11 protein-coding genes are annotated in these 12,083 nt (G+C 68.3%); 5 read left to right on the forward strand and 6 right to left on the reverse strand.

Going from position 1 to position 12,083, the window contains the following annotated elements; translation table 11 throughout:
• Positions 1-87: 87 nt before the first annotated feature.
• From VV02_RS01350 to VV02_RS01365, 4 genes are all read right to left on the reverse strand, one after another.
• Positions 88-666 (reverse strand): carboxymuconolactone decarboxylase family protein, encoded by a 579-nt coding sequence (locus VV02_RS01350; RefSeq protein WP_052589374.1) that lies wholly within the window; start codon positions 664-666, stop codon positions 88-90.
• A 100-nt stretch (positions 667-766) separates the two neighbouring features.
• Positions 767-1,033, reverse strand: a complete 267-nt coding sequence (locus VV02_RS01355; RefSeq protein ID WP_052589375.1) for a YdeI/OmpD-associated family protein — start codon at positions 1,031-1,033, stop codon at positions 767-769.
• Between the two features lie 156 nt (positions 1,034-1,189).
• Positions 1,190-2,008: a class I SAM-dependent methyltransferase gene (locus VV02_RS01360; protein WP_052589376.1), complete on the reverse strand. Its 819-nt coding sequence runs from the start codon at positions 2,006-2,008 to the stop codon at positions 1,190-1,192.
• Positions 2,009-2,011: 3 nt separating this feature from the next.
• Entirely contained in the window at positions 2,012-2,227 is a 216-nt protein-coding gene (locus VV02_RS01365) for a hypothetical protein (protein ID WP_052589377.1), read from the reverse strand.
• Positions 2,228-2,415: 188 nt separating this feature from the next.
• On the opposite strand from VV02_RS01365, the gene VV02_RS01370 reads away from it, so the two are divergent.
• From VV02_RS01370 to VV02_RS01385, 4 genes are all read left to right on the forward strand, one after another.
• Positions 2,416-3,018 (forward strand): RNA polymerase sigma factor, encoded by a 603-nt coding sequence (locus VV02_RS01370; protein WP_052589378.1) that lies wholly within the window; start codon positions 2,416-2,418, stop codon positions 3,016-3,018.
• Positions 3,015-3,488 (forward strand): hypothetical protein, encoded by a 474-nt coding sequence (locus tag VV02_RS01375; protein WP_052589379.1) that lies wholly within the window; start codon positions 3,015-3,017, stop codon positions 3,486-3,488. The genes VV02_RS01370 and VV02_RS01375 overlap by 4 nt, the downstream gene beginning before the upstream one ends.
• A 73-nt stretch (positions 3,489-3,561) precedes the next feature.
• Positions 3,562-5,286: a S8 family peptidase gene (locus VV02_RS01380; protein ID WP_052589380.1), complete on the forward strand. Its 1,725-nt coding sequence runs from the start codon at positions 3,562-3,564 to the stop codon at positions 5,284-5,286.
• Positions 5,287-5,293: 7 nt separating this feature from the next.
• On the forward strand, positions 5,294-7,792 hold the full coding sequence (locus VV02_RS01385; RefSeq protein WP_052589381.1) for a CHAT domain-containing protein: 2,499 nt from the start codon (positions 5,294-5,296) through the stop codon (positions 7,790-7,792).
• 282 nt (positions 7,793-8,074) lie between these two features.
• On the opposite strand, the gene VV02_RS01390 is transcribed toward VV02_RS01385, so the two are convergent.
• Both VV02_RS01390 and VV02_RS01395 read right to left on the reverse strand, forming a co-directional pair.
• Positions 8,075-8,620: a GNAT family N-acetyltransferase gene (locus VV02_RS01390; protein WP_083449827.1), complete on the reverse strand. Its 546-nt coding sequence runs from the start codon at positions 8,618-8,620 to the stop codon at positions 8,075-8,077.
• Positions 8,621-8,863: 243 nt separating this feature from the next.
• A complete protein-coding gene (locus tag VV02_RS01395) occupies positions 8,864-10,780 on the reverse strand; it encodes a translocation/assembly module TamB domain-containing protein (RefSeq protein WP_052589382.1) in 1,917 nt (638 codons plus the stop codon).
• Positions 10,781-10,936: 156 nt separating this feature from the next.
• On the opposite strand from VV02_RS01395, the gene VV02_RS01400 reads away from it, so the two are divergent.
• Positions 10,937-12,061, forward strand: coding sequence for a C1 family peptidase (locus VV02_RS01400; RefSeq protein WP_052589383.1), 1,125 nt, complete (start codon positions 10,937-10,939; stop codon positions 12,059-12,061).
• The last annotated feature ends 22 nt before the right edge of the window (positions 12,062-12,083 follow it).

Genomic DNA, 12,083 nt, shown 5'->3' on the forward strand with positions numbered 1-12,083 from the left:
GGTCGGGCCCTCATCCTCACCCGACCGTCCGAGCCGTCGATACCCGGGTGCCGTACGACTGCGGCCGGGTCAGGCGCCGGCCGCCGACTAACCGACCGGACGGCCGAACGTCACGGCGTCGCGCACCTGCGCAGGGACACGTTCGGCGAGCTGGACGTCGGGTCCGGCACCGAGCGCATCGTTGACGGTCGAGAACGCGATCCGCCAGCCGATGAACATCGTCGCCTCCACGATCTCGCGGTCCTCGAAGCCGGCGTCGCGCAGCGCGTCGACCTCTTTCTGGGAGGTGCCGTTGGCGTCGGCCACGACCCGCCGGGACCAGATCGCGATGGCCCGCTCGCGCGCGGAGAGCTCCTCGGGCAGTCCGCCCGCGATGATCGCGGCCGTGAGGTCCGCCCCGGCGAGCGCGTTGAGCTTCTCGCCCCAGCCGTACGAGCAGTAGGAGTCGCGCATCGTCGAGACGGTCGCGCAGACCAGCACCGCCAGCTCGCGATCGCTCAGCGTCGACGGGCCGGTCGTCATCCCGCGCAGCTGGACGAAGGCGTCGTAGACCTCCGGGCGCCAAGCCCACAGCTGCGTGTAGTTGGTGACGTAGCCATCACCGGCTCGATCGCGCTCGTAGAGGCGGTCGACGTCAGGTCCCCCGGGCGGCTTCTGCACAAACATGGCTCACGGTACGTCCGCGCTCCGTCCGGCGTACGACGAACAAGGTCCTGAGGCCCGCGCGTTGGAGCGCGCGCTACCCAGGACCTTGACTGAGTTTCGGTCAGCGGCGGGCGTGTGGGGTCTTCGTCGAGGGCTTGTGGGCCATCCCCATGTAGACGCCGCCCTCGCGCAGCTCATCGACCATCTGGTCGATCCGCTTCTGCCGGGTCGCGGGCTGCTTGGCCTTCTCGATCCAGCCGATGTAGTCGTTCTGCTGGTACGCCGGCCGCTCGTCGTACGCCTTGAGCACACCCTCGTCGGACAGCGCCGTGCGGACGTCGTCCGGCATCGGGTAGCGAGGGCGGTGCAGGCGAGAAGTGTCGGCCATACGAACCATCATCACCCCGCCCACGAACGCCCGCAAGCGAACGAGAATGCCCGTATCAGAAGGGTGTTCGGCAGGCTCCTTTCAGTATCGGCAAGGGCACTGAGCCCGGCCCCGCAGACGTGGCGTACGTCGGTCGGTCACCGACCGGCGTACGGCTCAACGTCGTGCGTGCACGATGTGTCCGGCGGATCGCTGCTCGGGGATCTCCTCGCGACCGAGGACGCGATCAATGGCTTGCCGCGCCGTCAGATCATCGATCTCGCCAAAACCGTTGTCATTCAACAGGTCTCGCATTTGCGGCGGCGTGAAGAAGGACAGCCACGGCTCCCCGATGGCCTCGACCTTGCTGATGGCACGATCGCGTGCCTGTGCGTCAGCGTCATCCAGGTGCTCACGTGGCGCCGCGTAGTCGAGGACCAGCTCGGCCCCCGGCAGACCGCCCACCACGGACAGGGTCTCGGCGATCGCCGACGCTGTCAGGTAGGGGACGACACCGAGCCAGAGATAGACGGCCGGCAACGACGCGTCGTACCCCGAGGCGATCAGCCGCTCAAGAAACGACTCCCGCTCGAAGTCGACCCCGACGTACGCGACGTCGGAAGTCGGCTCGAGGCCGACCTGCGCGAGCTGGGCCTGCTTCCACTCCTGGGTGCTGGGGTGGTCGACCTCAAAGACGCGAGGCGGGGCGACGGGGCGGTACGCCGTCGTGTCGAGTCCGGCGCCGAGGATCACGACCTGTGTCGTGCCGGCCGCGACAGCACGGTCCACGACCCGCGCCCCGATGCCGTGCCGGGCCGCGATGAACAGCCGCATCCGACTGCGATCTGCAGACCGAGGGTCATCCAGCGCTGCAGCGTCGCCGAGGATCGTGACGGCGAGCGGGTCAGCGAAGATCGTGCCGGACTCGAGAACCTGATGGGTCGCGCGATGGACCGCTGCAGACCACGCCGTACGACTGGGGCCGGTGCCGTCCACGGCTCAGGCCTGCCGGTGCTTGCGCCAGGTCCTGACGGCGTCCTGGACGACCAGCACGGCCACCACGACGTTGAGGACGAAGAAGACCCAGGACAGCGTGCCCCAGTCTGCGCCACCTGCCAGGTCGATGAGCTTCGTGACGAGTAGGAAGACGACAGCGACTGCCAGGGCCGTCGAGAACCACGGGCTGCGCAGACCGGTAAGGGAAGGTTCGCTCACGAGAAGCAAGCCTAGGGTGCGGTCTCGGATACCTGCGCGGACGGCTGGCCTGCGAAATCGGGAGGCCGCGTCCGGCGTACCGGCGTAAATTCGTTGAACTCAGTTGTATCAACGGCGCGACGACCTGCTCCTGTGCGGATGAGAGGCTCCGACCGGGGTCTCGTCGTCGAGGCCGGGAGGAGGTCAGCGTGACCATTGAAAAGACGTCCACGGCTCCACCGGGGGAGAGTGTGTGGACTCAAGCGGCCGGCTGCTTCCGACGGTGGAGCAATGGGGATGCTCAAGGTCTCGACGAGATGGTGCGGGTGCTGAGCCCGGTGCTGTGGCAGGTCGTTCGCGCGTACGGGCTTGACCGTGACCGCGCTGAAGACGTCGTCCAGAGCACCTGGCTCGCGCTCGTACGCCGACGTGACTCGATCAATGACGCGCAGGCAGTGGGTTCCTGGCTCACGACAACGGCCCGCCGCGAGGCATGGCGCGTGTCGCGACTCGAGGGACGCACCGAGCCGGTGAGCGACGACGTCATCGAGCTGCGGGCGCCCGAGCTGCGATCGGCCGAGTCCGAAGCCATCGCCCACGACGAGGGCGACCGCCTCTGGGCCGGCGTCTCGCAGCTGTCCGAACGATGCCAGCGGCTGCTGCGTGTCATCGCTTTCTCCGACCGACCCGACTACTCCGGACTTGCCTTGGAGCTGGGCATGCCCGTAGGCAGCATCGGCCCGACCCGAGGCCGATGCCTGGACAAGCTGAGGACCCTCCTCGCCGAACCGACCGATAGGGGCCCCCAATGAAGCCTGACGTGACGTACGCCGACCTCGCCACGATGTGGTCGGCCCACGACCCGATGCCGGACAGGCTCGTCGACAAGGTGCTGGTCTCCGTGGCCATGGAGGACATGGACGCCGAGTACGAGCTCCTACACCTCGTCGAACGCAGCCGCGAGCTGGTCGGTACCCGGCGCGACAACGACGAGACGCTGACGATCGTGTTCTCGGGAAGCACCTGCTCGCTGATGATGCGCGTGAGCTCACTCGATGCGTCGATGCGTCGGGTGGACGGTTGGGTGTCACCGCCGCGCTGCGTGCGCGTGACGGTCAAGCATCAGGACTCCGAGGTGTCCACCGAGTCCGACTCCAAGGGCCGCTTCGAGATCGACCGCGTGCACGGGGGGCTGTGCCGCATGATCGTCAACGATCTTGCGCCGGATTCCGGCGACGACAACACCCAAAACCTTTTCGCCACACCATCGTTCGAACTCTGACCGGGCCCGCGCAGACACTGTCCTGCGCGGCGACCTGCCACAGGCCATGACATCGCATTGATAGGGGAGAGCTGTGACCGAGTCCAACACGCCCAATCTGATCGTTCCGCCGAAGCGGCACGATCATGACCCTGACCTTCCGTCACGGAAGGTCATGGGCGATGCGGATGGTCGCATCCTCGATCCCCGTAACGCAGCGTCGGTGGCGGGTGTCAGTCCGCGTTCAACGGCCTACGTCGGACACCGGCTGACCATCTCGCTGCAGACGGATCGGGACAAGGTCATGCCGATCCTGGAGGAAGCCGCCGACCAGCTCGGGTGGGAGCTCGCTGAGGACACGCCGGGCGATGGCCGGGGACGCGCGAAGAAGGCGCGACAGACGGCGTACCTCCACGACGAGAGCGGCCCGCTCGGCGTGGCAACGGTCTCGATCGGAGTCAAGAAGGGCACTGTCGCGCAGACGCCGGACGGCTGGACGCTGCTGCAACGCGCACGCGCCAACCACTCCCTCGAGGACCTGGCCGGCGTCGCGCTGGACCACGTCCTGGTGGCCAGCCACTCCGAGACGCCGACCGCGATGCGAATCACTCCCAACCCGGTCGGACGGGGCAACCCCGTAGGGCGGGGCAACCCCGTAGGACGCGGCAACCCCGTAGGGCGGGGCAACCCGGTCGGACGCGGCAACCCCGTCGGACGCGGCAACCCCGTAGGACGCGGCAACCCCGTAGGGCGGGGCAACCCAGCCGATGAGGCGGCCACCAGCTACGCCGTCGCGTCGTACGGGCTGGCCGGCAGCGGCGGGCGCCAGCCGGTTGCGTTCCTTGGCCCGGCTCCGCATCGACGTGCTGATCGGGACATCAAGGGCAGGCGCCCGGTCGTCGCGATTCTGGACACAGGCTGTGGCTCGCACCCCTGGCTCGACGGAATCGTCAAGACCGAAGTCAGGCTGGACGGCAAACCGATCGGCGACATCGACGCCGCAACGGACGGCGAGCGGAATCCCGATCAGACCGGACCGCTCGACGGTGGGCTCGATGACCTGGCGGGTCACGGCACGTTCATCGCCGGTCTGGTCCACCAGGCGTGCCCGGACGCCGACATCGTCTCGTGGCGACTCATCAGCTCGGCCGGCGTCATCGTGGAGTCGACCTGGCTGACCGCGCTGACGCAGATCGCTGAGCTGGCCCGACGCCATGCTTCCGGAGAGCCCGGGGGCCATCCGATCGACGTCCTCAACCTGTCCTTCGGCTACTACCACGAGACCCCCGAGGACCTTCTGTTCGACTCGACGTTGCAGAAGATCCTGGATGTCCTGTCCTCCAGCGGCACGACGGTCGTGTGCTCAGTCGGCAACGACGCCACCGCTCGACCGTTCTATCCGGCCGCCCTCGCACCACACGATGGTGGGCTCAACGCGACACGCAAGAAGCTGCCCATCGTCTCGGTCGGGGCGCTCAACCCGGACAACACGACGGTCGCCCTGTTCAGCAATAGCGGCAGCTGGGTGCGGACGTACGCTCCGGGGGCTTCCGTGATGAGCACGACGCCACCGTTCCAAGGTGGGCTCGAGCCCATCGCGCGGACGTCCGCTGAGGGCGAGGAGCGTGCCTCGATCGACCCCGACGACTTCACCAGCGGCTTCGCGCTGTGGAGCGGGACGTCTTTCGCCGCGCCCTACGTCGCCGGCCGGATCGCTCAGGTCCTGGCCAAGGATCTGCCTCCCAAGGCCGACGATGCGCGCAGCGCAGTTCGACGGGGTTGGAGGGCAGTCCGCGAAGTCACCGGCATCACGCCATGATTGGTGGGTGCTGACTGCCTCGGAGCTGCATGAGCGTGGCCTGACCCAGAGTCGGGCGGGCCGCCATGCCCAGGCGCGCCGCACGCTCAGCGTTGCGCTGTCGCGGGCTAATGACAACGCGACGATCGCGCACATCGAGCTGAGTCTGGCGTGGGCTGAGTCCGAGCTCGGCACGGTCCAGGACGGCATCGATCTGTGCGAGCACGCACTCCAGCTGACCGGTGTGCCTGATCCGATTGTCGGTCTGATCTGGTCCCAGAAGGGGCTCCTGCACTCGTTGGCCGGCAACGGGTCAGCCGCGCTGGAGTCGTTTGCGACGGCTTCGCCGCTCCTCGACCTGCAGGAGCACGAGGCGATCGGCAACCTTCATCTCAATCGCGGTCTCGTCTACTTGCAGCGCGGCCAGGGAACCGCCGCGAGTGACGAGTTCGAGCGCGCCCTTGAACAGTTCGAACGAGCCGAGCTCTCGGAGGCGTGCGACAAGGCACGCCACAACCTCGGGTACGCCCGACTCGTCGCTGGCGACGTAGCCCGAGCCGTCAGCCTCATGGAGGAGGCGCGGACCGGGATGGATTCGCTCGGCCCTGTCTACGAGGCCGTCAGCGCACAGGACAGATCAGAAGCACTCATCGCGGCTGGTCTGCCCCACCAGGCGGCCGACAGCCTCCGCGAGGCCAGCGGAGTCCTCGGTCGCCGGGGGCTCCGTCAGAGCCAGGCCGAGGCGCTGCTCGTGCTCGCTCGGCTCAACATCGGCAACGACGAGCCGCGCGAGGCCCGCAAGATCGCTCGTCGGGCGGCGCGCTTGTTCAGCAACCGCGGTAGCGATGCCTGGGCGACTCGCGCTCAGGCCGTCGCGCTCTCGGCCGAGGTGGCCGCCGGCGTACGACGTCCTGCGCTGCTCGAGGAGGCGACCGACATCGCGGGCCGGCTGCGCGAGCAGGGTCTGGTTCACGACGCTTCGGCCGTGCTGCTGCAGTCGGCCCGGATGGCCGTACGCACGGGAGACCTGGCGGAGGCGCGGCGTCGCGTGCGCGGCGTACGACAGCGTGCTGACGCTCCCCTCGAGAACCGGCTGCTGCAGCACGAGGTACGGGCCGAGCTGTCCCTCGCCGGGCGGCGGCGCGCGGACGCCATGCAGCACGTACGCGATGGGCTGGCCGAGCTGCACGACTGGCAGTCGTCGTTCGGGAGCCTCGACCTGCAGAGCTCCGTCGTCGGTCACGGTCGCACGCTCGCGCAGGCCGGCCTTCGGCTCGCTGTCGAGGACGGGCACCCCGGGGTCGTGCTCGAGTGGACCGAACGCGCTCGTGCACTGACGACTCGCGTCGCTCCAGTGCGACCGCCGGACAACCCCGAAGGTGTGGAGCAGCTGCAGGAGCTGCGCGAGATCCACGCGGCCATCCGGGCGGCAGACACCGCTGGCGACAGTGTCACCGGGCTCGTGCGCAAGTCGTCACGCCTGCAGCAGCAGATCCGCGAAAGAGCTTGGCACGACCCAGGATCCGGCCTTGTCACCGAACCGGCCACCCTCGACACGCTGATGGCTCAGCTGGCGATCCACGACGGTGTGATGCTCGTCCACCTCGTCACGCACAGCGGGCAGCTGCGACTCCTGGTCGCCACCGGAGACGAGGCGCGCCTCGTCGATCTCGGCCGTTTCGAACCTGTGAAGCGCATCCTCCAAGGCCTGCAGGCCGACCTCGACATGTCTGCCGCGCACCTGCCCGCCCAGCTGCGCGAAGTCGTCCATGCCAGCCTGGCCGATCGTCTCGCCACGCTCTCCGATCATCTGATCGCGCCGGCCGCGGACCTGATCGCCGACCGGCCCGTGCTCGTTGTGCCGACAGGCGGTCTCGCCGGGACGCCCTGGACCCTTCTCCCGGATCTCGCCGGCCATCCGCTCACGATGCCGCGATCAGCGTCGCTCTGGCTCACGCATCAGGAAGCTGGCGAAAAGCCCCCGGGCACAGCGGCTTTCGTCGCCGGACCGCGCGTGGCACGTGCTGACGAGGAGGTACGCCGGTCGGCTGCAGCCTGGGGTCGTGGCGCGTCTGTGCTCGCCGGGTCGGCGGCGACCGCGGAGAAGGTCAGCGCCGGCGCGGCGCAGGCCGACGTCTTGCACGTCGCCGCACACGGGCGTCACTCGGCGGACAACCCCCTGTTCTCCGGTCTGGAGCTGGCCGACGGACCGTGGTTCGGCTACGACATCGACCGGCTCGCCTCGGTGCCGCGCACCGTCGTCCTCTCGTCATGTGAGCTGGGCCGCTCCACGGTTCGATGGGGTGAGGAAGCGATCGGCATGACCGTCGCCTGGCTGCATGCCGGCGCAGAGACCGTCATCGCCGCTCCCGCGAGCGTCGATGACGACGTCGCCTGCGAAGTCCTGGCCGGGACGCACGCGAGGTTGGCGGCCGGCCGGCTCCCGTCGTACGCCCTGGCTGAGGCGACCGCGGAGCTGGACCTCGACGTACCCAGCTCGTTCATGTGCTTCGGCGCCGGCTGGTAGGTCGCTCAGACCTCGATCTCAATATGTGAGACGGGCGAATGGGGGCGTATCACCGGTGAATCGGGCCGCTCTTCCCTCATGTCAGCTGATGACAGCGTGACACCTCGGCCTACCGGCGCCGCCTAGCGCCTGGCTCGAGGGAAGGCGGCCCACGGTTGGGGGACTTTCGGCCGCCGATGCATGACCGATGGGCGTGGCTGCTGGAGGGGGTCACGCCCATCGGGCATGCCGCACCTTGGTCTCGATACGGCTCGGCTAGCGCCTCGCCTACTCGACCAGCGGTTACGCGGGGCGCAGGTCGCGGACGTGCAGCACCCGGTCGAGGCGGTGCACATCGTCGGGTGCGACGAAGTGCGGGAGTCGCCCGTACTCGCGGAAACCGCACGACAGGTACAGCTGCTCAGCCCCGAGGTTGTCACCGCGGAAGTCCAGCGTCAGCATCTCGACGCCGGCGTCTGTCGCCGTGAGCACGAGTTCCTCGACCAAGGAACGGGCCACCCCGCGCCGCCGGAAGTCCAGGCTCACCGCGACCTTCTCGAGGTCAGCGTGCGGGCGATAGGTCGGCCGCAGATAGCGCCGCCAGAAGCCCATCCCGGCCAGCCGGTCATCGACCGACGCAATCACCAGGCGGGCGTCCTTCGGGCCGTCATCCACGACTTCCCAGAGGAGGTCTGCGACCTCGGCACGGCTCGGAGGACTGGTCCATCCGAGCGCGGCACCATCGGCCACCAAAGTTTGCAGCAAAATGGCCGCCTGATCAGTGAAATCTGTTGTCAGGTGGTGGTTTTCGACAGTGTGGCAACGGATCGCCAGAGCATTCGACGACATGGGCTCATCGTGGCACTCAGTTGGCCGATTTAGCGGATCGCGCACGCACCGTCCCGACCCGTGATCCAGTCTTTACCTCCCCGTGACCAGCGGCCGCGAACGACCCGCCGTGTGGTGGGACCCAAGGCTGGTCGAGTAGGCGAGGCGCCAGCCGAGGCGTATCGAGACCCGGTGAGCGCGCGCACCGGGTCTCGATACGCCTCCGCTGGCGCTCCGGCTACTCGACCAGCGAGGGCGTGGTGGCTAGGTCTTCTTGAGGAGGCCGGTGACCCCGGCGAGGAGCAGACCGCTGAGCATCCAGCCGAACGCCTTCAGCACGACCAGACCCCACGAGATCCATTGGTAATTCTCGGAACTCGGCGCCCACATCGGACTCTGCAGCGCGCCGATCGGCGTGACAGTGGTCAGCGCGTAGGGCACCGGATCGAAGCATGGATAGTCGGCCGCGATCTCCTTGCAGGGAGTGCTGCCGGTGATCGGCTCACCGTGGTGGGTCGTGTCGCCAGTGACGTCGGCGTACCCCAGAGGGTCGGCCATCACGAACGCGCGATGGTTGGTCGCGCAGATGCCGCAGCTGAGAATGATCACGAGCGCCAGCGGGATCATCGGCCAGAACGGGTGGTAGCCGTAGCCCACCAGCCAGCGATAGCCCCACTCGTAGGGCTTGGCGTACCACTTGGTGTTGTAGCGGGTGTCGCGAACCGCTGCCTGGTAGCGCAGCCAGTTGGCGTCGACGGACGCGCCGGCGCGGTCGTAGACCGACGCGACCTCGTGCCAGGGCTGCGAGGCGAACCGATCGCCGCCCTCGGGGGTCGGTGCGGTGTCCAGCCACCGGGCGACGGCGTCACGGTCGCTGCGCAGCGGGCCGTCCAGGTCCTTCAGCTCCCACCCGATCGCGTCGAGCCTGGCCTTGGTCAGCTCGGCATCCTCCTCACCGGTCTTGCTGACGATCAGGTCGCCGATCTCGGCGCGCCGCAGGCTGATTCGGCCCTCGATGTCTGGCCGCCGGTCAAGCAGGAGTGCGGCGATCTCAGCACGGTAGAGCTGCAGCGCATCCCCGTTGGCACGTGACAGATGCACGCCCGTGAGATCCATGGGGCCCTTGATCTTGGCGCGTTTGGCACGCACCGTGCCCTTGACGGTCAGACCCGTGGCGAACAGGTAGCCGCTCAGGCGCAGCCCGTCGAGCGTCAGCGCGTCGCCGTCGTGCTCGCTGAGCCGAGCGTTCTTGAAGACCACGTCGCCGTCGATCTCCGCGAGCCGTGCACGCACCTCACCGGAGGCGGTCATGTCCTCAGCGATCACACCGCCCCGGATCACCGCGTTGTCCAGCGTCAGCGCGTGCAGCTTGCTCCATTGCCCGTCGGGCGTGGTCGATGCCCGCTCATGGGGTTTGCTCAGTCGCGCGCCGGCCAGGCTCAGGTGCCCCAGCTCGACACCACGAGCTCGGACCTCGCCGCGCGCCAACATCCTTCTCGCGATCAGGGCGCCGGTCACGACCGCGCCGTCCAGCTTCAGGGAGTCGCCCTTCGGGTTGGTCAGCTGGGCCTCGGTCAGGTCGAATCGTCCGGCCAGATGGGCCCGTACCGCCGTGACCACTCCGGTCGAGATCAGGCCGACGGCTGTCACCGGCCCGCTGATCCGGGCACCGTCGAGGCACAGCGTGGTGGCCCCCGGGTTGGTCAGTCGGACGTCGCTCAGTTCGACCGGCCCGCCGACCTGAATCTCCGACAGCTGCAACTCGCCCGTGAAGACGGCCCCTTGTGCAGAGATCTGCTGGGCGATGTTCGCGCCGACCAGCGTGATCCCCGCCAGGCGCGAGCCACGCAGGTCGAGCCGGCGGATGCTGGCCCCCGAGCCCAGGACCTTCTCACGGACGTCGCACTGCACCAGCGACAGCTCACCCAGTGCGGGGACGTCATCCAGGTCCAGCTGACCCTCGATGCGCGCGCCGCGGATCCGCAGGTCCGCGGCTCGGCCGCCCGTGCTGACCAGCGCACTCAGGAGGGCGGCGGCAGGGATCGTACGATCACCACGCCACGACGATGAGTCCTCCGGTGAGAGGTCCTCGTCCTCGACCTCGGGCGCGAGGTCGATCACGTCGCCCACCTCGAGCGCCGCTCGGATGCGCTGGTCCCAGTCTTCGATGTCCCCTGTCACGCTGAGCGATCCTGTCAGGTCACATCGTTGTCACGTGGGCCTTCGCCATTCCCCGTGATCGCCCCGGTCGCGATCGCGGTATCACGGTGCGCCGCGTCGCCCTCCTAGTTGTGTCGGCCCCCGCACCGGAGACCGCCGGGACGAGGGAGCAGGACCATGGCCAAAGAGCAGATCAACATTGCGGCCGTACAGGCGGCCGTCGCCGACACCGATGGCGCTGACTGGGAGGCCGGCGAGAATCACCTCACCGCGTTGACCGCCAAGCAGCGCCGCATCCGCCTCGGCGTGCCGGTACCCGACGACAGCCATCGCGCCGCCCTCGAGCGGCGAGCAGCAGGCGTGCGTGCAGCAGGCCCACAAACCCTTGACGCCGGGCCGGCCGCGGATGCCGGAGCGGCCGCGTCGTTCGACCTCCGCAACGTCTCGGGACAGAGCTATGTCAGTGGGATCCGCGACCAGGGGTCGTGCGGTTCGTGCGTGTCCTTCGGGAGCGTGGCCGTCATGGAAGGCACGGCACGGTACGCCCGCAGGATGCCTGCGCTCGCGGTCGACCTGTCGGAGGCGCACCTGTTCTACGGACACGGCGGCACCGTCGGCGTCACCTGCCTCACCGGTTGGCTGCCCCTCCCCGCGCTGACGTTCTGCACGACCAAGGGAATCACCTACGAGACCGAGTTCCCTTACACACCAGGCAATTCCGGTGGCGGATCTGCTCCGTCTGGTTGGGAGAGCCACCGCGCTCGCGCGACCGGGACCGCCGACCTGACCAACAAGATCGCCGCGATCAAGCAACATCTGGTCGATGTCGGTCCGGTCACCGGCTGCTTCATCGTCTACACCGACTTCTACAGCTACTCCGCCGGCGTCTACAAGCACGTGACCGGAGCGGAAGAGGGCGGCCACTGCGTCGCCATCGTCGGGTACGACGACGCCAAGCGTGCGTGGATCATCAAGAACAGCTGGGGAACCGGTTGGGGCATGGGCGGATTCGGCTACATCGGATACGGCGAGTGCCTCATCGACACCTGGTCCAACATCGGCGTCACCGGAGTCCGGCTGCGCACGTGGACCGCTGCGAAGAAGGTGCTCGGTGGCTACGGCTCGGGCTACGACCGCAGCGGCTGGGTCTACGTCCAGGACAACGGCTGGCTGCACGTCGGAGGTACGACGAGCACGGCCCACGTCGCGATGTTCGCCGACCTGCTGACTGCCAAGGGAAAGGGCGCCTTCGTCAACGCCTACGAGGACGAAGGCCTCATCACCCAGGCCTACGCGTACTGACCGCACGAGACTCAAGGAGAAC

It is taken from the genome of Luteipulveratus mongoliensis, from assembly GCF_001190945.1.
Classification (GTDB): Bacteria; Actinomycetota; Actinomycetes; order Actinomycetales; family Dermatophilaceae; genus Luteipulveratus; species Luteipulveratus mongoliensis.